The following is a 21,887-nucleotide window of genomic DNA, read 5'->3' as shown; positions in this document are numbered from 1 at the left end:
ACCTGTTCGCATACGCTGTTTCACGCCAGTCACTCCGGTGCGGTCGAGCACCATGTCGAGCCTCATGTCGAGCACCATCCCCCTCTCACTCGAGTGAGTGATGAGACCTGCCCCATTTGCGATCTTGTGTCCCGTCATGCGGCTTCTGGAGTGGGTGAACTGCCCCTATTTGCGCGGGAAGTCGCAGATGTCGTCAGCTCACTCCGTTGGGTGATCTGCCGCGTACCCATAGTCCGTTCGGGCCATCCAAGATTGGGCCCGCAGGGGGTGTTGCACCCTGTCCGCCTTCCGTAACGTCCTCAACTGGCGACGGTGAATATGCCGTTTGTCGCCGTGGGGGAGCTCCGAATCGGGAGAGGACGGCGCCAGCATGGGCTGGGTAACCGACTGGAGTGCGCAGGCCGCCTGCCGCACGACTGATCCAGATGAACTGTTTGTCCAAGGCGCGGCACAGAACAGGGCCAAAGCGGTCTGCACCGGTTGCCCGGTGCGCACCGAGTGCCTTGCCGACGCGCTGGACAACCGCGTCGAGTTCGGCGTGTGGGGTGGAATGACCGAGCGTGAGCGGAGGGCGCTGCTGCGCCGCCGTCCCACGGTCACCTCATGGCGCCGGCTGCTGGAGACCGCGCGCCTCGAGTACGAGCGCGGCGCGGGCATCCTGCCGCTCGACGACGAGGAGTACGAGCGCTTCGCCGCGGTCGGCTAGCGCGCGACTGGCGCGACGGCGGCTGCACGACGGCGTGGGTGCGACGGCGTGTACGACAGCGTAGGTACGGCGGGCCAGGGCCGTACGGGACCCCTGCGCGGGCCCGTACGAGAACCCGTACGCGGGCGCTAGCCGACCGCGGGCGTGGGCGTGGCCTGCTGCTGTTCCGTCTGCTCGGCGAGGCGCTCGCCGATCGCTCGCAGCCCCGAGAGGTCATGCACGTCGCCAGGGAGCGCGGCGACTTCCGCCACGGGCACTTCGGGATGCAGCGTCGTGAAGCGGTGGTGGGTGCGCTGCTCGCGGGCGAGCACCTGCATGCGCTCCGCGTGCAGCCGAAGCAGGTCCACGGCGAGCCGCTCTGCCGACGTGGGGGAGCCGTCGGGATCAGATGGAGCGTCTGCTGCCGGGGGGTCGTCCGCCGCTGAGGCGTTCTGCCCTTGAGCATTCCCTGAACCCGGGTCGACAATGCCGCCCTCGACAAGATTTTCCGGCCCGTCGCTTTCCGGGTCGTCATTCCCCGGACCGTCGTTTTCCGGGTCGTCGTTTTCCGGGTCGTCGGCGGTGGGCGCCACCGATGCCTCGGCCAGCCCCAGCGACAGCGTCTCCGCGGCCGCCAGCGCCCGCTCCGCCGAGAGCTGCGCGGCCCCGCTCCCGTGCACCCGGTTCAGCACCAGCCCGGCCAGCGGCATCCGGTCCGCGGCCAGCCGCTCCACGAAGTACGCCGCTTCGCGCAGGGCGTCCCGCTCCGGGGCCGCCACCACCAGGAAGGCCGTGCCGGGCGCCTGAAGCAGCCGGTAGGTGGCCTCCGCGCGCGTGCGGAAGCCGCCGAACATCGTGTCCATGGCGGCGGCGAAGGTCTGCACATCGCGCATCAGCTGCCCGCCCAGGACCTTGCTGACCGTGCCCGTCATCATCGACACGCCCACGTTCAGGAACTTCATCCCGGCCCTGCCCCCGACCTTCGCCGGGGCCATCAGGACCTTGATGAACTTCCCGTCGAGGAAGGAGCCGAGGCGCTTCGGCGCGTCCAGGAAGTCCAGCGCCGACCGGCTCGGCGGCGTGTCGACGATGATCAGATCCCATTCGTCGCGGGCGCGCAGCTGGCCGAGCTTCTCCATGGCCATGTATTCCTGCGTGCCCGCGAAACCGGCCGAAAGTGATTGGTAGAAGGGGTTCGCCAGGATGGCGCGGGCGCGCTCGGGGTCGGCGTGCGCCTCGACGAACTCGTCGAACGTCCGCTTCATGTCGAGCATCATGGCGTGCAGCTCGCCGCCCGCCGAGCCGTCGATGCCCTCGACCCGGCGCGGCACGTTGTCCAGCGCGTCGATGCCCATGGACTGGGCGAGCCGGCGGGCCGGGTCGATGGTGAGGACGACGGCCTTGCGGCCCCGCTCCGCGGCTCGTACGCCGAGGGCTGCGGCCGTCGTGGTCTTGCCGACGCCGCCGGAGCCGCAGCACACCACGATGCGGGTCTCGGGGTCGGCCAGCAGCGCGTCGGTGTCCAGCCGCGGTGCCATGTCCATGCTCATGCCGCCTCCTGCGTACGGCTCGTACCGCTCGCTCGTGCACTCGCGCAGTTGTCGCCGCTCCCGCGGCTCGCCCTGCTCGTACAGCTCCTGGGGTTGATGCTGTCCGTGCTGTCCGTGCTGTCCGTGCTGATTACGCCGATGGTGCTGATTGCGCTGATAGTGCCGCTTATGTCGCTCGTGGCGCGTGTCGTCCCCGGGCCGCCACCGACGCCGACGCGGCCCGGGGCGCGAGCTGGGCGGCTCACATCGGCCACTGCTTGCGCAGGTCCGCCGCGAGCCGGTACAGGCCGGCCAGGTCCACGCCGTCGGTGAGAAGCTCCAGCTCGTACAGGGGGAGCCCCAGCCCCGTCAGCTCGGCCCGCTGCGCCCGCTCCAGGGCGACCCGCTCGGCGTGCTCACGGGCCTGCTCCAGCAGCGGGTCGACCAGGCGCTCGGCGAGCCCGCCGCGCCGCGCGCCGCCCAGTCCCGCCTGGGACAGGGCCTTGGCCACGGCGGCGCGCTGACCCTGGGCGGCGGCCTCCACGGCGGCGTGGTCGAGGATCGCGGGCCGCACCATGTTGACGATGACCGCGCCGGTCGGCAGGCCGTCGGCGCGCAGCTCCCCGATACCGTCCGCGGTCTCCTGGACCGGCATCTCCTCCAGCAGCGTGACCATGTGGACCGCCGTCTCGGGGGACTTCAGCACGCGCATCACGGCCTGCGCCTGATTGTGTATCGGGCCGGTCCGGGCGAGCCCCGCAACCTCGTGGTTGACGTTCAGGAAGCGGGTGATCCGGCCGGTCGGCGGGGCGTCCATCACGACGAAGTCGTAGACGAAGCGGCCGTCCTTGCCCTTGCGCCGCACCGCCTCGCACGCCTTGCCGGTCAGCAGTACGTCGCGCAGCCCCGGGGCGATCGTGGTCGCGAAGTCGATCGCGCCGAGCTTCTTCAGCGCCCGTCCGGCCGAGCCCATCTTGTAGAACATGTGGAGGTAGTCGAGGAGCGCGAACTCGGGGTCGATGGCGAGCGCGTGCACCTCACCGCCCCCCGGCGCACTGGCGATCTTCCGCTCCTCGTAGGGCAGTGCCCCGGTTTCGAAGAGCTGTGCGATGCCCTGGCGGCCTTCGACCTCGACCAGCAGGGTTCGCCTGCCGTCGGTCGCGAGGGCCAGCGCGAGTGCCGCGGCGACCGTGGTCTTGCCGGTTCCGCCCTTGCCACTGACGACATGGAGCCTGCTCACACTGGGGAGCCTAACCAGTCGTCGTCCGGGCTACGCACCAGGGCCCGGCGGACAGGCATTACAGTCGGCCCTATGACCAAGTGGGAATACGCGACCGTGCCGCTGCTCGTACACGCCACGAAGCAGATTCTGGACACCTGGGGCGAGGACGGCTGGGAGCTCGTCCAGGTCGTGCCCGGGCCGAACAACCCGGAGCAGCTGGTGGCCTACCTGAAGCGGGAGAAGGCGTGAGCGCGGTAGAGGCGACCCTCGCCGAGCTGGGCCTGAGCCTGCCGGAGGTCGCGGCGCCGCTGGCCTCGTACGTTCCCGCGGTCCGCTCCGGCTCCTACGTCTTCACCTCGGGCCAGCTGCCGCTGGTCGAGGGCAAGCTCGGCGTGACCGGCAAGGTCGGCGCCGAGGTGACCCCGGAGGAGGCCAAGGAGCTGGCGCGCACCTGCGCGCTGAACGCCCTGGCCGCGGTCAAGTCGGCCATCGGTGACCTGGACAAGGTCGTACGGGTCGTGAAGGTCGTGGGCTTCGTCGCCTCGGCGCCGGACTTCACCGGGCAGCCGGGCGTGGTCAACGGCGCGAGCGAGCTGCTGGGCCAGGCGCTGGGCGAGGCGGGGGTGCACGCCCGCAGCGCGGTGGGCGTGGCGGTGCTGCCGCTGGACGCGCCGGTCGAGGTCGAGATCCAGGTCGAGGTCGTGGACTGAGTCACGGACCGATCCGTGGACTGACCCGCGGGCCGATCCGTGGACTGTCCCGCGGCCTGACCCGCTGTGGTGGTCGGGGCGGGGGCATGAGTCACCCCGCCGGCCACTGACGCTCTCCTCCGACGCCGGCCGTGGACCAGGCCGGACGATCTCGGACTGTCCGGGACACCGGCAGCCCTTGCCGGACGGTACGGCCGCCGAAAAGGCTCTCCTCGGGGCCGCCCGGAGACGAGGAGAGCGATCCACCGTGAACACAGCCGCAGACATGGCCTGGTCAACTCGCGTTCGCATTAGGCTGCTTGGACAGTCCGAAGGCGGAGGAGGGGTCGTGGATACGGGGCCTGACCCGAAGGCGGCGCGCACTGTGGCGGAATTCGTCGCGGCGATGCGGCAATTGCGCATCTGGGCCGACCTGAGCTACCGCCAGCTGGAGCGGAACGCGGAGGCCGCGGGGGACGTGCTGCCCCGCGCCACCATCGCGGGCGCGCTCAGCCGGGACGACCTGCCCAGGGAACAGCTCCTGACCGCGTTCGTACGGGCGTGTGGCGGGGACGCGGAGACCGTGGCCGTATGGCTGGCCGCCCGCCGGCACCTGTCCATCGCCGCTTCCGCTTCCCCTCCCACTGCCGTTTCCGCCGCCACCATGTCCGAGGCGGATCCCGCGCTCACGTCGGCCCCGACGCCCGACCCCGCCCCGGACGCCGCCCCGGCTTCCGGCGCTGCGGCCTCCGGCTCTGAAGCCTCCGGTGCTGCGGCCCGCGGTTCTGCGGCTTCCGGCCTCCCGGTCTCTTCCGGAGCCGCCTTGGACGCCGAGCCCCGGCCCGCCGAGGCCGCCCCGCTTCCCGAGGGGGCCGCCCCGGCCGACCCGGACGAGCGGAGCCACGAAATCAGCCGTCCGGCCGATACGACCGCCTCTGGCGGGGCCTCCATCGGGGCCTCCGGTTCGGCATCCGGGGAAGGCGGGAAGGGCGGGACCGGCTCGTCGTGGCGCCGCCGGTATCTGCCCCCGCTCGTGGTCGCCGCGGCCGCGGCTGTCGGCGTCCTGCTGCTGACCTACTGGCCGCACTCCGGATCCGACGACGGCGCCCTCCCCGACGGCCGCTCCCGGACCAGCACCGGCCCGTCCGCCGGGGAGCCCTCAGGCGCCGGGCCGTCCACGGGTTCCGCCTCGCCCTCGAAGAGCGGGAAGTCCGTCGTCGACGCCGACGACACCCAGCCGGCCTCCCCGACGCGCACCGCCTCCTCGCCGCCCGAGCGCGAGCCGACGGCCACCACGACCGCCCCCGAGCCGGCCGACAAGCCCCGCCTGCCGGCCGCGGGCCCGACGCGGATCCGGCCCGTCTCGGCGTCCGGTCTGTGCCTGACCGAGGGGCGCGAGCGCAACGGCCGCACCGACCGGGAGATCGCCGTCCAGAGCCCGTGCGCCGACGCCCCGCTGCCCCGGGTCTCCCTGGACGCGCTCGGCGGAGGCGTCTACCGCATCGAGTGGTACCACCCCGACCCGGACAAGGGCACCGGCTGCCTGGCCGTCGACGGTGGCTCGGCGGAGCCGGGCACCCTGATCTCCCCGCGGTCCTGCTCGGACGCCGACAACATGAAGTTCCGGCTGGAGGCGTCCCACGGCGGGTTCCGGCTGCGCCCGCTCCACAGCGGCCTGTGCGTCGGGATCATGCCGCCCCGTACGGAAGGCGCCGAGGCGGTCCAGGCCACCTGCACCGGCGCGGCGGACCAGGCGTTCCGCTTCACCGCCGCCTGAGCCGCCGCGTACCCACCGCGCGAGCCGCCGCGTACCCGCCACCCGAGATGTCGAGCACTCGCCGCGCGCCGGCCGCCAGAGACGCCAAGCACTCGCCGCGCGCCCGCAGCTCGCTGCGGCGCGCCGCGCCCAGGGCTCTCGAACATCCGCGCGTCAGCGCATAGCATCCGGCCATGTCCACTACGAATGGCCAGTGGTATCCGCCCGAGTGGCCCGAACGCATCCGGCAGCTGGCGACCGGCGAACTCACGCCGGTGACCCCGCGCCGGGCGGCCACCGTGCTGCTGCTGCGCGACGGCGCCGGGGGCCCCGTCGTGCACATGCTGCGCAGACGGACGTCCATGGCCTTCGCCGGCGGGGCGTACGCGTACCCCGGCGGCTCGGTGGACCCGCGCGACGAGCGCGGCGTGGCCTGGGCCGGGCCCTCGCGCCGGGAGTGGGCGGCGCGGCTGGGCCTCGCGGCGGACGACGGGACGGTGGCCCAGGCCATCGTGTGCGCGGCGGTCCGGGAGACCTTCGAGGAGGCGGGCGTGCTGCTCGCGGGCCCGACGCCGCACACGGTCGTCGCGGACACGACGGGCGAGGAGTGGGAGGCGGACCGGGCCGCCCTGGTCGCCCGGGAGCTGTCCTTCGCCGACTTCCTGGACCGCCGCGGGCTGGTGCTGCGCTCGGACCTGCTCGGGGGCTGGGCGCGCTGGATCACCCCGGAGTTCGAGCCGCGCCGCTACGACACCTGGTTCTTCGTGGCCGCCCTGCCGCGCGGCCAGCGCACCCGTAATGCCTCGACGGAGGCGGACCACACGGTCTGGATCCGGCCCGCCGAGGCGGCCGCCGGCTACGACCGGGGCGAGCTGCTGATGATGCCGCCGACCATCGCGACGCTGCGCGAGCTGGCGCCGTACGGCACGGTCGCCGAGGCGCTGGCGGCGGCCCCGGGCCGGGACCTGGCGCCCGTACTGGCGCGGGCGCGGCTGGAGAACGGCCGGGTGGTGCTGAGCTGGCCGGGGCACGACGAGTTCACCAAGCACATTCCGACCGGCGGCCCTACAGGGGGAGCGACCTGATGACGTACGCAGCGGCCCTGCCCGGCCAGCCCCGAGGGGGCGCCGTCGGCGGCCCGGCCACCGACCGGGCGGTGTGCGTCCTCGCGCCGAACCCCTCCCCCATGACGCTCGACGGCACCAACACGTGGATCGTCTCCGAGCCGGGCTCCGACCTGGCCGTCGTCATCGACCCCGGCCCGCTCGACGACGCCCACCTCAAGGAGGTCGTCGCCACGGCGGAGCGGGCGGGCAAGCGGGTCGCGCTGACGCTGCTCACCCACGGCCACCCGGACCACGCCGAGGGCGCGGCGCGCTTCGCCGAGCTGACGCGGACCCGGGTGCGGGCCCTGGACCCGGCGCTGCGGCTGGGGGACGAGGGGCTGGGGGCGGGCGACGTCATAACCACCGGCGGTCTTGAGCTGCGCGTGGTGCCCACGCCAGGACACACGGCCGACTCGCTGTGCTTCCACCTCCCGGCCGACGCGGCGGTGCTCACCGGGGACACGGTGCTGGGGCGCGGTACGACGGTGGTGGCGCACCCGGACGGGCGGCTCGGCGACTATCTGGACTCGCTGCGGCGGCTGCGCTCGCTCGCGGTGGACGACGGGGTGGACACCGTGCTGCCGGGGCACGGGCCGGTGCTGAACGACGCGCGCGGCGCGGTGGAGTACTACCTCGCCCACCGGGCCAACCGGCTGGCGCAGGTGGAGACGGCCGTGGAGAACGGCTACCGCACGCCCTCGGAGGTCGTGGCGCATGTGTACGCGGACGTGGACCGGACCCTGTGGCCGGCGGCCGAGCTGTCGGTCCGCGCCCAGCTGGACTACCTGAGCGAGCACGGGCTGATCTGAGGCCGTACTCCCTCGCTCCCATCACCCGGCCCCGTACCTGATCCCGTACTGCCCCGCCCCGTACCTGATCCCGTACTGCCCCGCCCCGTACCTCATCCCGTACTGCCTCGCCCCGTACCTGATCCCGTACTACCTCGCCTCGTACCTGATCCCGTACTACCCGGCTCGTACTGCCCGGCCCGCCTCGTACGGGAAGGGCCCCCGCCGGACATCCGGCGGGGGCCCTTCCCTCGGGTGCTTCCGGTCAGCGGGACCGCTTGGCCAGCCGCTCGACGTCCAGCAGGATCACCGCGCGCGCCTCCAGCCGCAGCCAGCCGCGGCCCGCGAAGTCGGCGAGCGCCTTGTTGACCGTCTCGCGGGAGGCGCCGACCAGCTGGGCCAGCTCCTCCTGGGTGAGGTCGTGGACGACGTGGATGCCCTCCTCCGACTGCACGCCGAAGCGGCGCGACAGGTCGAGCAGGGCGCGGGCGACGCGTCCGGGGACGTCGGAGAAGACCAGGTCGGACATCTGGTCGTTGGTCTTGCGCAGGCGCCGGGCGACCGCGCGCAGCAGCGCCGTGGCGACCTCGGGCCGGGCGTTCAGCCACGGCTGCAGATCGCCGTGGCCGAGGCCGAGGAGCTTGACCTCGGTGAGGGCGGTGGCGGTGGCGGTACGCGGGCCTGGGTCGAAGAGCGACAGCTCACCGATCAGCTCGCCGGGTCCGAGCACGGCCAGCATGTTCTCGCGGCCGTCGGGAGAGGTGCGGTGGAGCTTCACCTTGCCCTCGGTGACCACGTACAGCCGGTCGCCGGGGTCCCCTTCGTGGAAGAGGGCGTCACCGCGCGCGAGGGTGACCTCTCCCATGGAGGCGCGCAGCTCAGCGGCCTGCTCGTCATCGAGCGCCGCGAAGAGCGGGGCGCGCCGCAGAACGTCGTCCACGAGATCTCTCCTTGTCGACATGCACAGGGGACCGTCGTCCCCATGATGCCGGACGGTAAAACAGTGCGATCAATCACAAGTTTGACGCACCTGCCTGCGGCACTGTACGGCAGGGGTCCGATTGGGCGGCTCTTTCCGATGGCCGGAGCGTATGTCAGTGCCGGGGCTTAGGCTGGCTGGGTGTCCAATAGGCCGGTGAGAGCACGGGGCAAGGGGGCCGGACGGGTGAGCGCAGCTCGGAATTCCGCTGTGGGCGAACAAGGATCGGATGAGCCGACGGAAACGGCAAATCCGCACAAAACCATGAAGCGGTCGAAAGCCGCCGGTGCCAAGGACGCAGGCGCCGCCTCGCCGCGCAAGGCCGCCGGCTCCGCCGGAGCGTCGCGCAAGGCCGCCGCCCGCCCCGCCCGCCCCGAATCCCGGCTCGCGCTCGTCCGCCGGGCCCGCCGGATCAACCGCGAGCTCGCCGAGGTGTATCCGTACGCCCACCCCGAGCTGGACTTCGAGAACTCCTTCCAGCTCCTGGTCGCCACGGTCCTGTCGGCCCAGACCACCGACCTGCGGGTCAACCAGACCACCCCCGCCCTGTTCGCCGCCTATCCGACGCCCGAGGACATGGCCGCCGCCGACCCGGAGGCCCTGGAGCAGCTGATCCGTCCGACGGGCTTCTTCCGGGCCAAGGCCAAGTCCCTGCTGGGGCTGTCCGCCGCGCTGCGGGACCGCTTCGGCGGCGAGGTGCCGGGCCGCCTCGAGGACCTGGTGACGCTCCCGGGCGTCGGGCGCAAGACGGCCAATGTGGTGTTGGGAAACGCGTTCGGGGTGCCGGGCCTGACCGTGGACACCCACTTCGGGCGGCTGGTGCGGCGCTGGAAGTGGACCGGCGAGGAGGACCCGGAGAAGGTGGAGGCACAGATCGCCGCGCTCTTCCCCAAGAGCGAGTGGACGATGCTCTCCCACCGCATCATCTTCCACGGCCGCCGCGTCTGCCATGCCCGCAAGCCCGCCTGCGGCGCCTGCCCGATCGCCCCGCTGTGCCCGTCGTACGGGGAGGGCGAGACGGATCCGGACAAGGCGAAGAAGCTGCTGAAGTACGAGCTGGGCGGGCAGCCGGGGCAGCGGCTGCGGCCGCCGGCCGACTATCCGGGCCGGCCCGCCGCCCCCCTGGGGGCCACCGCTGCCGCTGAGGCGACCTCTGCCGCTGAGGTCACCGCTCCCGCTGACGCGACCTCTCCCGCGGGGGTCGGCGAGTGACGAGCACGTACGGCGGCGGCGTGGCCGTGACCAGTGAAGGGCTGCCCGAGTGGCTGACGCCCGTGGCCCGCGCCGCCGAGACGATGGAGCCCCGGCAGCTCAGCCGGTTTCTGCCGCCGTCGCGGGGCGGCCGTCCCTCCGCCGTGCTGGTGCTCTTCGGGGAGGGTGAGCGCGGGCCCGAGCTGTTGCTCCTGGAGCGGGCCGGCTCGCTGCGCTCCCACGCCGGCCAGCCCTCCTTCCCCGGCGGCGCCCTCGACCCGGAGGACGGCGATCCGGACGGTGCGGGCCCGGTGCGCGCGGCGCTGCGCGAGGCCGAGGAGGAGACGGGCCTGGATCCGGCCGGGGTGCAGGTGTTCGCCGTGCTGCCGCGGCTCTACATCCCGGTGAGCGGCTTCGTGGTGACCCCCGTGCTCGGCTGGTGGCGGGAGCCATCCCCGATCCGGCCCGTCGACCCCGCCGAGACGGCCCGGGTCTTCACCGTGCCCGTGGCGGATCTCACGAATCCGGCACATCGGGCGACCTCCGTCCACCCGAGCGGCCACACCGGACCCTCGTTCCTGGTCGAAGGCGCTCTGGTCTGGGGATTCACGGCCGGAGTGATCGACCGGATCCTGCACTACGCGGGCTGGGAAAGACCATGGAACCGTGACAAGCGAGTCCCGCTCGACTGGCGTGCATGAGACGGTGTCCGGGTGAACGTGCTGGACATCCTGCTGCTGCTCGCCGCCGTGTGGTTCGCGATCGTCGGTTACCGCCAGGGCTTCGTCGTCGGTGTGCTGTCGGTGGTCGGCTTCATCGGCGGTGGCCTCGCCGCGCTCTACCTGCTGCCCGTCATCTGGGACGGCGCCACCGAGCGGGCGTCCCCGGGCACCCTCGGCGCGATCACGGCGGTCGTCCTGGTGATCGTGTTCGCCTCGATCGGCCAGGCCGCCACCACCCACCTGGGCAACAAGCTGCGCCGGCACATCACCTGGTCACCCGCGCGCGCCCTGGACGCGACCGGCGGCGCGCTGGTCAACGTGATCGCGATGCTGCTGGTCGCCTGGCTGATCGGCTACAACCTGGCCAGCTCCTCGCTGCCCACGGTGGGCAAGGAGGTCCGGGACTCCAAGGTGCTGCTCGGGGTCTCCCGGGTGGTCCCGGAAGAGGCGAACAGGTGGTTCTCCGACTTCCGCACGGTGCTGGCGCAGAACGGCTTCCCGCAGGTCTTCTCGCCCTTCGCCAACGAGCCGATCACCTCCGTACCGGCCCCCGACCCGGCGCTCGCCCGGAGCCCGGTGGCGACCGAGGCCAAGCAGAGCATCGTGAAGGTGGTCGGCACCGCCCCCAGCTGCGGGAAGGTCCTGGAGGGATCCGGGTTCGTCTTCGCACGGCACCGCGTGATGACCAACGCCCACGTCGTCGGCGGGGTCGACGACCCGACCGTACAGATAGGCGGCGAGGGCCGGCGCTACGACGCGAAGGTCGTGCTCTACGACTGGAAGCGCGACGTCGCCGTCCTGGACGTGCCCTCGCTGAACGCGCCCGTGCTGAAGTTCGCCGAGGGCGACGCGCGCAGCGGCGACAGCGCGATCGTCGCCGGATTCCCGGAGAACGGCGCGTTCGATGTGCGCGCGGCCCGGGTCCGCGGCCGTATCGAGGCCGAGGGCCCGGACATCTACCAGCGCGGCACCGTGCACCGCGACGTCTACTCGCTGTACGCCACGGTGCGGCAGGGAAACTCCGGCGGCCCGCTGCTCACCCCGGAGGGCCGGGTGTACGGCGTGGTCTTCGCCAAGTCCCTCGACGACGCGCACACCGGATACGCGCTGACCGCGGACGAGGTGCGCCAGGACGCCCAGCAGGGGCGCACGGCCCACGCACCGGTGGACACGCAGGGGTGTGCTCTGTAGGACAGGGTGTGCTCGCAGGACAGAGGCGTGCCCTGAGGAGCGTGCCCTTCTGGCGGTGTAGGAGCGTCCCTACTGCCGGCCGCGTGGATGGCGCAGCCGGGCCGAGACCCAGCGGGCCCTGCGGCGGATGATGCGGGGGATCCCCATATCGGGGTCATGACCTGCGGAAGGCCCGGGACCGCCCCGCTCGGAAACGCTCAGCGCGGCATTGGCAGCAGCGGCGGCTTCGGAGCCGCGGTCGCTTGGTGCGTCACGGTAGTCGTGCGTCCAGCCCATACCTGGGTGTGTGCCCGGCACCCATGGTCCGTAATCGCCTCTGGCTGCGGCAATTGGCCTATGCTCCAGGCAAGTAGCCGTTCGGGAAACACCTGTTCGGCCAGGGGTGCCCGGGCGGGGCCGCCGTAGGCTCAGCGGTCGGGCTCGGGGTCCTTGAGCCAGTTGATCAGCTCGGTGGAGAAGGCGACCGGGTCCTCCTCGTGCGGGAAGTGTCCGAGGCCGTCGAAGAGCCGCCAGCGGTAGGGCGCCTCCACATACTCCCCGGACCCCGCCGCGCTGCGCGTGCGCATCACCGGGTCGAGCGACCCGTGCAGATGCAGGGTGGGCACCCGCACCGGCCGGCGCATCCGCCGGTTGAACTGGAAACCGTCCGGCCGCGCCAGCGACCGCACCATCCAGCGGTACGGCTCGATCGAGCAGTGGGCCGTCGACGGGATCATCATCGCCCGCCGGTAGGTCTCCACGGCCTCGTCGTCGGGCAGCCGCGGCCCCGACCAGTCCCGGATCAGCCGGCCCACCAGCGCCGCGTCGTCCGCGGTCAGCTGCCGCTCGGGCAGCCAGGGCCGCTGGAAGCCCCATACGTGGGAGCTCGCCGCGCTCTGCTTGACGTCCTTGAGCATGGCCGAGCGCCAGCGCCGCGGATGCGGCATCGAGGCCACCGCGAGCCGCCGGACCAGCTTCGGGCGCATCACCGCGGCCGTCCACGCGAGGTAGCCGCCCAGGTCATGGCCCACGAGCGCGGCGTCGGGCTCGCCGAGGGAGCGGACCACCCCGGTGATGTCGAGGGCGAGGTTGGCCGGGTCGTACCCCCGGGGCGTACGGTCGCTGCCGCCCACCCCGCGCAGATCCATCGCCACCGCCCGGAAGCCGGCGTCGGCCAGCGCGGTCAGCTGGTACCGCCAGGCCCACCAGAACTGGGGGAAGCCGTGCAGCAGCAGGACCAGCGGGCCGTCACCCAGCTCGGCGATGTGGAAGCGCGCGCCGTTGGCCGCGACGTCCCGGTGGGTCCAGGGCCCGTCGAGGCGTACGACCGAGGCGGAGGTGTCAGGGGCCGTCATGCCGACGAGCGTGTCACATCCCGTGCCGGGCGGCCGCCATTGGACGCGGCGCGCGGGTGTGGCTTGACGCTCCCCAGTACGGCCGCCGTCTCCTTGGCCGAGGCCATGGACTTCTTCGGCGCCTTGACCTTCTTGAACTTGGCGAGCGCCAGACCGCCGAGGAGCGCGGCGACCAGCCAGTAGATGCCGCCCACGATCAGGAAGCACCACGCGAGGCCGAGGCCGGTCCAGGCGCGCAGGCCGTAGGCGAGGGCGAAGCTCAGCACCGGCAGCGAGAACAGGACCAGCACCCCGGCCGAGACGGCCGCGCCGCTGCCGAGCAGGGTGCGCCGGGCGCTGTCCCGGAACTCGGCCTTGGCCAGCGCGATCTCGTCGTGCACCAGCGCCGACAGTTCGGTGGTCGCCGTGGCCACCAGCTGGCCGAGGCTGCGGTTGCCGTCGTCATCGGCTGCGCTCATCGCCATCTCCCTCTGCTCTCGCACGTCTTGGGCGTCCCGCGGGTCCGACGCGTCCCGCACGCCATACGCGTCTGCCGCGTTCTGATGTGCCTTCTACGTCTTCTGCGCTCTTCCGCGATCGTCAAGCCTCTCAGATCATGCCGGACCATCGTCACCGGACTCGGCCGCGGCAGCCACTTCGGCAAGTCGGCGGTGCTCGGCGGCCTTGGCCTCGTGGATGGCGGCCATCCGCAGGTGGTATTCCGGGCTGTCCAGTTCGTACACGTCGGGGATGCCGTCCTGGTCCTCGTCCCGCTCCTCCTCCTCGCACAGCTTCCGGTACCTGCGGTCGCGCACCTTCAGCAGGACGCCCGACACGACCGCGGCGAGCAGCGAGCCGATGAGGACGGCCGCCTTCACCTCGGCGGCGAGCCGAGGGTCGCCGGGGAAGGCCAGCTCGCCGATGAGCAGGGAGACGGTGAAACCGATCCCGGCGAGCGAGGCGACCGCGAACACATCCGCCCAGGCCAGGTCCTCGTTGAGCTCGGCCTTGGTGAAGCGGGCGGCGAGCCAGGAGCCGCCGAAGACGCCGACGGTCTTGCCCACGACCAGGCCGAGGACGACGCCGAGGGTCTCGGGGCGGGTGAAGACCTGCCCGAGGGCGCCGCCGGAGACCGGGACCCCGGCGGCGAAGAGGGCGAACAGCGGGACGGCGAGACCGGCCGACAGGGGGCGCACCCGGTGCTCGACCCGCTCGGCGGGGGAGCACTCCTCGCCCTCGCGCACGGTGCAGCGCAGCATCAGGCCCATGGCGACGCCCGCGACCGTGGAGTGCACCCCGCTGGCGTGCATCAGCGCCCAGATGACGACGGCGAGCGGCACATAGACGTACCAGCCGCGGACGCCCTTGTGGTGCAGGGTCCAGAAGACGGCGAGACCGGCGAAGGAGAGGCCGAGGGCGACGAGGTTGATGTGGGTGGTGTAGAAGATCGCGATGATCAGGATCGCGCCGAGGTCGTCGACCACCGCGAGGGTGAGCAGGAACGCGCGCAGGGCGGCGGGCAGCGCGGTGCCGAGGACGGCGAGCACGGCCAGGGCGAAGGCGATGTCGGTGGCGGTCGGCACCGCCCAGCCCCGGAGGTTGCCGCCGCCGGCCGCACCCACGGTCACAAAGACGAGCGCGGGCATGACCATGCCGCATATCGCGGCCACGACGGGGAGGGCGGCCGCCCGGGGGTCGCGCAGCTCGCCCGCGACCAGCTCGCGCTTGAGCTCGATGCCGGCCACGAAGAAGAAGACGGTGAGCAGGCCGTCCGCGGCCCAGGAGGCGACCGAGAGCCGCAGATGCAGCGAGTCGGGGCCGAAGGAGAAGTCCCTGACGTCCTGGTAGAGGCCGCTGAGCGGGGTGTTCGCGAGGATCAGCGCGGCGACGGCGGCGACCAGCAGGATCACCCCGCCGACGGTTTCGGTGCGCAGAGCGTCGGTGACGAAGGTCCGCTCGGGCAGGGTCAGACGGCCGAGGAACTTGCGGCGGAGGGGCGCGGCCACGGGTGAGAGCCTCCTGGCATCGGATACACGTGTGGTGTGTGCCGACCAGACTTCCCGGCGCGCCCTCGAGATCTCGTGCTTGTGCTGCTCTTCACGCGAGGCCTCCCACCCTAACCGGAATGCGCGGAGGGCGCCCGGCCCGGCCGGGGCGCCCTCCGCTTCCGCAGGCCCCTACGCCCGCTTTGACCAGGTCAGTCCTCGCTGGCCGCGGTCGGCAGCTTGCTCTGGATGAGCTCCATGACGGAGGAGTCGGTCAGGGTGGTGACATCGCCGAGCGCACGGTTCTCGGCGACATCGCGCAGCAGCCGCCGCATGATCTTGCCGGAGCGGGTCTTGGGCAGCTCGGCCACCGGCAGGATCCGCTTGGGCTTGGCGATCGGGCCGAGCTGCTTGGCCACATGTGCGCGCAACTCCTCGACCAGGCCGTCATCCTCCGCCGCGCCGCCTCGGAGGATCACGAAGGCGCAGATGGCCTGGGTGGTCTGAGGGTCGGTGGCCCCCACGACGGCGGCTTCGGCGACCTTGGGGTGCGAGACGAGCGCCGACTCGACCTCGGTCGTGGAGATGTTGTGGCCGGAGACCAGCATCACGTCGTCGACCCGGCCGAGCAGCCAGATGTCGCCGTCGTCGTCCTTCTTGGCGCCGTCGCCCGCGAAGTAGCGGCCTTCGAAGCGGGACCAGTAGGTGTCCAGGTAGCGCTGGTCGTCGCCCCAGATGGTGCGGAGCATGGAGGGCCAGGGCTCGGTGAGGACGAGGTAGCCGCCGGAGCCGTTCGGGACCTCGTTGGCGTCGTCGTCGACGACGGTGGCGGAGATGCCGGGGAGCGGGACCTGGGCCGAACCGGGCTTGGTCTCGGTGACACCCGGCAGCGGGCTGATCATGATCCCGCCGGTCTCGGTCTGCCACCAGGTGTCGACCACGGGCGTCCGGTCCGCGCCGATGTGCTTGCGGTACCAGATCCATGCCTCGGGGTTGATCGGCTCGCCGACCGAGCCCAGGACGCGCAGCGAGGACAGGTCGAACTTGGCCGGGATGTCGTCGCCCCACTTCATGCAGGCGCGGATCGCGGTCGGGGCGGTGTAGAGGATCGTGACGCCGTACTTCTGGACGATCTCCCACCAGCGGCCCTGGTGCGGGGTGTCCGGAGTGCCCTCGTAGAGCACCTCGGTCGCCCCGTTGGCCAGCGGCCCGTAGACGATGTACGAGTGGCCGGTGACCCAGCCGACGTCCGCCGTGCACCAGTACACGTCCGACTCCGGCTTGAGGTCGAAGACGGCCTGGTGGGTGTAGGCGATCTGGGTGAGGTAGCCGCCGGTGGTGTGCAGGATGCCCTTCGGCTTACCGGTCGTGCCGGAGGTGTAGAGGATGAAGAGCGGGTGCTCGGCGTCGAACGCCTCGGGGGTGTGCTGATCGGGCTGGCGGTCCACCAGCTCGTGCCACCACACGTCGCGGCCCTCGGCCCAGGCGACCTCCTGGCCGGTGCGGCGGACCACGAGCACATGGCGCACCTTGTCGGTGCCGGGGCGGGTCAGGGCCTCGTCCACGGCGGGCTTGAGCGCGGACGGCTTGCCCCGGCGGTAGCCGCCGTCGGCGGTGATCACGACCCGGGCGTCGGCGTCCTCGATGCGGGTGGCCAGGGCATCGGCCGAGAAGCCGCCGAAGACCACGGAGTGCGGGGCGCCGATGCGGGCACAGGCCAGCATCGCGATCACGGTCTCCGGGATCATCGGCATGTAGATGGCGACCCGGTCACCCGTCCGGACCCCGAGTTCGACCAGGGCGTTCGCCGCCCGGGAGACCTCGCGCTGCAACTCGGCGTAGGTGAGGGAGCGGGTGTCCCCGGGCTCGCCCTCGAAGTGGATGGCCACCCGGTCGCCCAGCCCGTTCTCCACATGGCGGTCGACGCAGTTGTACGCCACGTTGAGTTTGCCGTCGGCGAACCACTTCGCGAACGGCGGGTTCGACCAGTCCAGCGTCTCGCTCGGTTCGGCGGCCCAGGTCAGCCGACGGGCCTGCTCGGCCCAGAAGCCCAGGCGGTCAGCCTTCGCCCGCTCGTACGCCTCCGCGGTGACATTGGCGTTCGCGGCCAGGTCGGCGGGGGGAGCGAAACGGCGCTCCTCCCGAAGAAGGTTGGCCAGGCTTTCGTTGCTCACGACATCTCCCATTCCCAGGGTGACCGTTGTGTCCCAGGCCATAGCTCATCAGCCCGCGGTGCACCCTGACAAGGGTGATTGGCAAAAATTGGTTTAGACCTGTTATCGCATGAGGTCCAGGGATCCGGGCCACCCCGGCAGGGAACCGCCGCCCGCGCCGGCCGCGCCACCGGAACCCACCGGAGCCGTGACGCCCCCGCTCCCCACCGCCGGGCCGCCCGCACCGGCGGCGGCCGCCGCCCCGTGGTCCGGCCGCACGGCCGAGAACCTGCCCGATCCCCCCGCCTCCAGCACATACGCCTGAGCCTCCCCCACATGGAAGTACATCCCCTGCAGCACCAGACCGCCCTCCGCCACCCGGCGGGCCACACAGCCGTGGGCCATCAGATGGTCGAGCTGCTGCACCACATTGACCAACGCCAGCCGCTCCAGCTCATCCGCCACCGGCCTGTCGCCCAGCGCCACCTCGCCACGCCCCAGGCGTCCGATCCGCTCCATCCTGGCCAGGCTCGGGCGGCCATGGCGCAGCCACCGCGCGAGCGGCGTCTGGGCCACGGGCGGCTTCGGTCCACCGGCCGGCGCGGGCACCGCCGAGCCGAGCAGCGCCTGCATCGCCCCGCAGCCGGAGTGTCCGCACACCGTGATGCTGCCGACCTCCAGCACCTCCACCGCGTATTCGAGCGCCGCGCCGACCGAGTCGCAGGAGGCGTCGGAGCCCGGCGGGGGCACCAGATTGCCCACATTGCGCACGGTGAACAGGTCGCCGGGCCCGCTGGAGGTGATCATGCTGGTCACCAGGCGGGAGTCGGCGCAGGTCAAGAAGAGCTGGGTCGGCCGCTGCCCCTCACGCGCGAGCCGCGCCAGCTCCTCCCGCACCAGTGGCGCGGTGTGCCGCTGGAAGGCGCTCACCCCGCCGAGCAGCTGCCCCCCGCCGTCCCGCACGGCCGCCGGGGCGGGGCGGGTGCAGTGGTGGTTGCGCCAGGGCGTCCACGGGCGACAGGCGTGGGCACTGGCCGGCTCGGCGATCGGCCGCCCCGACCGGCCGCCGAGCCTGACCCAGCCGCCGCGCGCCCGGTGCCCTTCGGCCCAGGACTGCAGCGCGTCGTACGCGGCGTGGTCCATGAACCAGCCGCCCAACTCCACCACCACGCTCGACCCGGCCGGCAGCTGGGCCAGGGCCCGGCTGAGCCGGGGCACCGCCAGGAACGTCAGCTGCCCGCTCACCCGCACCCGGTGCAGCCCGGCCTCCTCGGCCACGGTGATTCGGGTGTGGGTCAGCCGGCGCAGCGCGGTCAGGGCCGCGACCGCGATCCCGACCGCCACCCCCTGCAACACGCCCAGCAGGACGACGCCGCCCAGGGTGGCCGCGTACACCGGGAACTCCCGGTTCCGCTGCACGTTCTTGATGTGGGCGAAGCTCACCATCTTCACCCCGACGACCATGACCAGCGCGGCGAGCGCGGCGAGCGGAATGAGCTCCAGCACCCCGGCGAGCAGCCCCGCGCACAGCGCCACCCATACGCCGTGCAGCATCGTCGACCGGCGGGTCACCGCACCGGCCCGGACGTTCGCCGAGCCGCGCATGGCACCTCCCGCGATCGGCAGCCCGCCCAGCAGCCCGGAGACCACATTCGCCGCGCCCTGCCCGGCCAGCTCGCGGTCCAGCCTGACGGGTCGCCTCTCCGGCGTCGCTCCCCGTCCGTCCGTCCGCGCCGCTCCCCGTCCGTCCGTCCGCGGGCCGGACTCCGCGGTGCGCAGCCGGTCGACGGCGACGGCGGACAGCAGCGATTCCATGCTCGCGACCAGAGTGACCGTCACCACGGCGGCGACCACTCCCAGGACCGGACCCTCCGGGATCCCGGGCAGCGCCGGGGACTTCCAGGAGGGCAGGTCGACGCGCGGCAGGGACATGCCCGCGCTCACCGCGGTGGCCGCCGCGACGGCGACCAGCGCCGCCGGGACGGCCCGCGCGGCCCGCCCGGCCTTCCCGGGCAGCCGTGGCCACAGCGTGAGCACCCCGACCGTGATCGCGCCCACCAGCAGGGCGGCCGGGTGCGGATGTCTCAATTCCTCGGGCAGGGCGGCGATGTTGTCGATGACGGAGCTGTCGGGGCTTTCGCCGAGCACCACATGCAGTTGGCCGATGGCGATGACCACACCGATGCCCGCGAGCATCCCGTGGACGATGGCCGGACTGATCGCGAGCGCCGCCCGCGCCACCCGCATGGCTCCGAGGGCGACTTGGGTCACGCCGGCGAGCACGGTGATCGCGCAGGTGGCACGCCAGCCGTAGCGCTGCACCAGCTCGGCGGTGACCACGACCAGCCCGGTCGCGCCCCCGCTGACCTGGAGAGGGGCACCCCCCAACAGCCCGGCCACGAGCCCACCCACGGCGGCGGAGACCAGCCCGGCCTGCAGCGGGGCGCCCGTGGCCAGCGCGATGCCGAGGGAGAGCGGGATCGCGATGAGGAAGAGGACGATCGAGGCGGAAAGGTCCCGACGGCAGGAGGGCCCGCCGATCCGGTTCAAGAGCTGCGACATTCCCGTCTCCTCCGGGGCTTCGCGGCCGTGTGTGAGCACACGGCCGTGGGTCACGGCGTACTGCGGTCCGGCTGCCAAGCAGGTCTGACTTCCAAGCAGGTCTGGCTTCCAGGCGGGTCTGGCTTCCAAGGTTCCAACCCCGGCACCGACTCCCAAGCGTTGGTAAATGAATCGTAATGCCGAGTAAAGGCCGCAGGAAGTCTTTTCGGGCGAACCGGATCTATGTTCCATCTAACGGGTGAATAGTCATTTGAAATGGCTTGTCATCCTCTGTCTCTTCCTCATTTCATGCGAGCTTGGCTCTCGACCCGAGTTCCCGGGAGCGGAACGGCACGAGAGACGAGGTGGCGGCATGGTGGCCAGAAGAAACGTCACTGCATGGTTCGCCGTGATGGCCGCCCTGGCCGCGGTGGCCAACTGCACGGGGAACTCCGAGGACTCGGGACGCTCAGGGAGCCCCGGCCAGCCGCGGGCGAACCGCGACGCGCACCAGGGCGGGCCGGCGGCCGGCCACCGCGAGCAGGCCCGCAAGCGGGGCCGGCTCATCGGCGACGGATCGACCTCCGACACCGGGCCGCAGCCGGGACAGCTCAGGCCCCGGCGGCTGAAACCGGGTGAGAAGCCACCGCAGTTCGTCGTCTTCTCCTGGGACGGCGCGGGCCAGGACGGCCAGAAGCTCTTCTCCCGCTTCCGCGCGGTCGGCAAGAAGTACGGCGCGACGATGACGTACTTCCTCAGCGGCGTCTATATGCTGCCCACCGAGAAGCGGAACCTCTACGATCCGCCGAGGCACTCGCGCGGCGCCTCGTCCATCGGCTTCAACGACGTCAAGGGCGTCAAGGACACCGTCGAGCAACTCGCCGCCGCCTGGCGGGAGGGCAACGAGATCGGCACCCACTTCAACGGCCACTTCTGCGGCCCGGACGACGGAGTGGGCACCTGGAGCCCCGGCGAGTGGATCGACGAGACCCGGCAGGCCGTGTCGTTCGTCAGACACTGGAAGACCAACACCGGCCTGCGGAACGGCGAACCGCTGCCCTTCGACTACGGCAAGGAGCTCGTGGGCGGCCGCGCCCCCTGTCTGGAGGGGCAGGAGAACCTGATCGCGGCGGCCAAGAAGATGGGATTCCGCTACGACGCCAGCTCCGTGGGCGGCCGCCAGGTCTGGCCGAAGAAGATCCGCGGCATCTGGGACTTCCCGCTGCAGGAGATCCCGGTGCCCGGCAAGTCCTACGAGACCCTCTCGATGGACTACAACTTCCTCGCCAACCAGTCGGGCACCACCGACGGCGACTCCTCCAAGCACGCCACCTGGGGCAAGCAGATGCGCGACGGCCTGCTCGCCGCCTTCGACCGGGCGTACGACGGCAATCGCGCACCGCTGTTCATCGGCAACCACTTCGAATCCTGGAACGGCGGAACGTACATGCGCGCCGTCGAGGACGCCATCAAGAAGATCTGCCCGCGCAAGGGAGTGCGCTGCGTCTCCTTCAAGCAGCTGGCCGACTGGCTGGACGCACAGGACCCCGGCGTGCTGCGCCGACTGCGCAAGCTGGACGTCGGAGAGCGGCCGAAGGGCGGCTGGGCGGACTTCCTCGCCGCCGAGCCGGCCTCCACACACTCGGCGCTGCCGGCTAGATGAATGAGTCCGATGTTCTTAGTGGTCGTAGGCGATCAGGGATCGTTTGATCTTGGCGCCGGTGGTCCAGTTGTGCCAGATGCCGGCTGCCAGAGCGAGGAGTCGTTGTCCGGTGCGGGCGAAGACTCCGGCCGGTGTTCTGCCGCCGTGCTGTTCCAGGCTGAGCTGGCCCTTGAGGGTGTCGATGACGGCCTCGATCCACTGGCGGACACGGACGATCTTCCCGTGCCGGACGGGCTCGTCCTTGCGGTCCGGCCGCACCAGGTGAACACCGAGCCGTTCCGTCAGGAACGCCTCGAACTCCTTCCCGGCGAAGCCCTTGTCGGCCAGGATCACCTGCCCGGCCCGGACGAGGCGGTGGTCGCGTTCCAGCAGCG

General features: G+C 72.0%; 19 protein-coding genes and 1 pseudogene. 10 read left to right on the top strand and 10 right to left on the bottom strand.

The features are described from left to right. Positions 1-370: 370 nt before the first annotated feature. Positions 371-706, top strand: a complete 336-nt coding sequence (locus BBH68_RS12005; RefSeq protein ID WP_043487364.1) for a WhiB family transcriptional regulator — start codon at positions 371-373, stop codon at positions 704-706. A gap of 128 nt (positions 707-834) precedes the next feature. Here BBH68_RS12005 and bagB read toward each other — a convergent pair whose 3' ends face one another. Both bagB and bagA read right to left on the bottom strand, forming a co-directional pair. Continuing rightward, positions 835-2,235 carry an ATPase BagB gene (bagB, locus tag BBH68_RS12000; protein ID WP_065961550.1) on the bottom strand — a complete coding sequence of 467 codons (1,401 nt, stop codon included), beginning with the start codon at positions 2,233-2,235 and terminating at the stop codon, positions 835-837. Between the two features lie 241 nt (positions 2,236-2,476). Beyond that, positions 2,477-3,454, bottom strand: coding sequence for an ATPase BagA (gene bagA / locus BBH68_RS11995; protein ID WP_065961549.1), 978 nt, complete (start codon positions 3,452-3,454; stop codon positions 2,477-2,479). Between the two features lie 72 nt (positions 3,455-3,526). On the opposite strand from bagA, the gene sp36 reads away from it, so the two are divergent. From sp36 to BBH68_RS11975, 5 genes are all read left to right on the top strand, one after another. Next, positions 3,527-3,685 (top strand): Sp36 family protein, encoded by a 159-nt coding sequence (gene sp36 / locus BBH68_RS40650; protein ID WP_003967454.1) that lies wholly within the window; start codon positions 3,527-3,529, stop codon positions 3,683-3,685. Then, on the top strand, positions 3,682-4,146 hold the full coding sequence (locus BBH68_RS11990; RefSeq protein WP_065961547.1) for a RidA family protein: 465 nt from the start codon (positions 3,682-3,684) through the stop codon (positions 4,144-4,146). Before sp36 ends, BBH68_RS11990 begins: the two co-directional genes overlap by 4 nt. 328 nt (positions 4,147-4,474) lie before the next feature. Continuing rightward, a complete protein-coding gene (locus BBH68_RS11985) occupies positions 4,475-5,902 on the top strand; it encodes an RICIN domain-containing protein (protein WP_141712984.1) in 1,428 nt (475 codons plus the stop codon). A 173-nt stretch (positions 5,903-6,075) separates the two neighbouring features. Then, positions 6,076-6,966, top strand: coding sequence for an NUDIX hydrolase (locus BBH68_RS11980; protein WP_065961541.1), 891 nt, complete (start codon positions 6,076-6,078; stop codon positions 6,964-6,966). Beyond that, a complete protein-coding gene (locus BBH68_RS11975; protein ID WP_065961538.1) occupies positions 6,966-7,796 on the top strand; it encodes an MBL fold metallo-hydrolase in 831 nt (276 codons plus the stop codon). Before BBH68_RS11980 ends, BBH68_RS11975 begins: the two co-directional genes overlap by 1 nt. A 244-nt stretch (positions 7,797-8,040) precedes the next feature. On the opposite strand, the gene BBH68_RS11970 is transcribed toward BBH68_RS11975, so the two are convergent. Further along, positions 8,041-8,715 (bottom strand): Crp/Fnr family transcriptional regulator, encoded by a 675-nt coding sequence (locus BBH68_RS11970; RefSeq protein ID WP_003981529.1) that lies wholly within the window; start codon positions 8,713-8,715, stop codon positions 8,041-8,043. Between the two features lie 303 nt (positions 8,716-9,018). Between BBH68_RS11970 and nth the strand changes: the two genes are divergently transcribed. The 3 genes from nth to BBH68_RS11955 are packed head-to-tail and all read left to right on the top strand — an operon-like array spanning position 9,019 to position 11,858. Further along, the gene (gene nth, locus BBH68_RS11965) at positions 9,019-9,966 is read left to right on the top strand and encodes an endonuclease III (protein ID WP_245738020.1); all 948 of its coding nucleotides are present in this window, start codon (positions 9,019-9,021) and stop codon (positions 9,964-9,966) included. After that, positions 9,963-10,646 (top strand): NUDIX hydrolase, encoded by a 684-nt coding sequence (locus tag BBH68_RS11960; RefSeq protein WP_076970948.1) that lies wholly within the window; start codon positions 9,963-9,965, stop codon positions 10,644-10,646. The genes nth and BBH68_RS11960 overlap by 4 nt, the downstream gene beginning before the upstream one ends. Positions 10,647-10,658: 12 nt before the next feature. After that, a complete protein-coding gene (locus tag BBH68_RS11955; RefSeq protein ID WP_065961534.1) occupies positions 10,659-11,858 on the top strand; it encodes a MarP family serine protease in 1,200 nt (399 codons plus the stop codon). A 69-nt stretch (positions 11,859-11,927) separates the two neighbouring features. Here BBH68_RS11955 and BBH68_RS43060 read toward each other — a convergent pair whose 3' ends face one another. The 6 genes from BBH68_RS43060 to BBH68_RS11930 form a co-directional block, all read right to left on the bottom strand. Next, the gene (locus tag BBH68_RS43060) at positions 11,928-12,134 is read right to left on the bottom strand and encodes a hypothetical protein (RefSeq protein ID WP_076970949.1); all 207 of its coding nucleotides are present in this window, start codon (positions 12,132-12,134) and stop codon (positions 11,928-11,930) included. 131 nt (positions 12,135-12,265) lie between these two features. Further along, the gene (locus BBH68_RS11950) at positions 12,266-13,192 is read right to left on the bottom strand and encodes an alpha/beta fold hydrolase (protein ID WP_065961532.1); all 927 of its coding nucleotides are present in this window, start codon (positions 13,190-13,192) and stop codon (positions 12,266-12,268) included. Then, a complete protein-coding gene (locus BBH68_RS11945) occupies positions 13,189-13,650 on the bottom strand; it encodes a phage holin family protein (RefSeq protein ID WP_065961531.1) in 462 nt (153 codons plus the stop codon). Before BBH68_RS11945 ends, BBH68_RS11950 begins: the two co-directional genes overlap by 4 nt. A 135-nt stretch (positions 13,651-13,785) precedes the next feature. Then, positions 13,786-15,177, bottom strand: coding sequence for a Na+/H+ antiporter NhaA (nhaA, locus tag BBH68_RS11940; RefSeq protein ID WP_065961528.1), 1,392 nt, complete (start codon positions 15,175-15,177; stop codon positions 13,786-13,788). Positions 15,178-15,368: 191 nt separating this feature from the next. Next, a complete protein-coding gene (gene acs, locus BBH68_RS11935) occupies positions 15,369-17,330 on the bottom strand; it encodes an acetate--CoA ligase (RefSeq protein WP_065961609.1) in 1,962 nt (653 codons plus the stop codon). Between the two features lie 102 nt (positions 17,331-17,432). Next, positions 17,433-19,871 carry a bifunctional SulP family inorganic anion transporter/carbonic anhydrase gene (locus BBH68_RS11930; protein WP_079150927.1) on the bottom strand — a complete coding sequence of 813 codons (2,439 nt, stop codon included), beginning with the start codon at positions 19,869-19,871 and terminating at the stop codon, positions 17,433-17,435. 352 nt (positions 19,872-20,223) lie between these two features. On the opposite strand from BBH68_RS11930, the gene BBH68_RS11925 reads away from it, so the two are divergent. Continuing rightward, positions 20,224-21,513 (top strand): polysaccharide deacetylase family protein, encoded by a 1,290-nt coding sequence (locus tag BBH68_RS11925; protein ID WP_065961526.1) that lies wholly within the window; start codon positions 20,224-20,226, stop codon positions 21,511-21,513. 15 nt (positions 21,514-21,528) lie between these two features. On the opposite strand, the pseudogene BBH68_RS11920 reads toward BBH68_RS11925, so the two are convergent. Next, a pseudogene (locus tag BBH68_RS11920) lies at positions 21,529-21,887 on the bottom strand (IS982 family transposase); the annotation flags it as partial.

Source organism: Streptomyces sparsogenes (assembly GCF_001704635.1).
GTDB classification, from domain to species: domain Bacteria; phylum Actinomycetota; class Actinomycetes; order Streptomycetales; family Streptomycetaceae; genus Streptomyces; species Streptomyces sparsogenes.
The sequence above is the reverse complement of the archived record's forward strand: the minus strand, read 5'-3'. Positions and strand labels throughout refer to the sequence as shown.

What these genes read in the sequence shown, in the direction of transcription:
- BBH68_RS12005 (WP_043487364.1), top strand. Translation starts at nt 371, where the DNA reads ATGGGCTGGGTAACCGACTGGAGTGCGCAGGCCGCCTGCCGCACGACT.
- bagB (WP_065961550.1), bottom strand. Translation starts at nt 2,235, where the DNA reads ATGAGCATGGACATGGCACCGCGGCTGGACACCGACGCGCTGCTGGCC.
- sp36 (WP_003967454.1), top strand. Translation starts at nt 3,527, where the DNA reads ATGACCAAGTGGGAATACGCGACCGTGCCGCTGCTCGTACACGCCACG.
- BBH68_RS11980 (WP_065961541.1), top strand. Translation starts at nt 6,076, where the DNA reads ATGTCCACTACGAATGGCCAGTGGTATCCGCCCGAGTGGCCCGAACGC.
- BBH68_RS11975 (WP_065961538.1), top strand. Translation starts at nt 6,966, where the DNA reads ATGACGTACGCAGCGGCCCTGCCCGGCCAGCCCCGAGGGGGCGCCGTC.
- nth (WP_245738020.1), top strand. Translation starts at nt 9,019, where the DNA reads ATGAAGCGGTCGAAAGCCGCCGGTGCCAAGGACGCAGGCGCCGCCTCG.
- BBH68_RS43060 (WP_076970949.1), bottom strand. Translation starts at nt 12,134, where the DNA reads ATGGGCTGGACGCACGACTACCGTGACGCACCAAGCGACCGCGGCTCC.
- BBH68_RS11950 (WP_065961532.1), bottom strand. Translation starts at nt 13,192, where the DNA reads ATGACGGCCCCTGACACCTCCGCCTCGGTCGTACGCCTCGACGGGCCC.
- BBH68_RS11945 (WP_065961531.1), bottom strand. Translation starts at nt 13,650, where the DNA reads ATGAGCGCAGCCGATGACGACGGCAACCGCAGCCTCGGCCAGCTGGTG.
- BBH68_RS11930 (WP_079150927.1), bottom strand. Translation starts at nt 19,871, where the DNA reads ATGTCGCAGCTCTTGAACCGGATCGGCGGGCCCTCCTGCCGTCGGGAC.
- BBH68_RS11925 (WP_065961526.1), top strand. Translation starts at nt 20,224, where the DNA reads ATGGTGGCCAGAAGAAACGTCACTGCATGGTTCGCCGTGATGGCCGCC.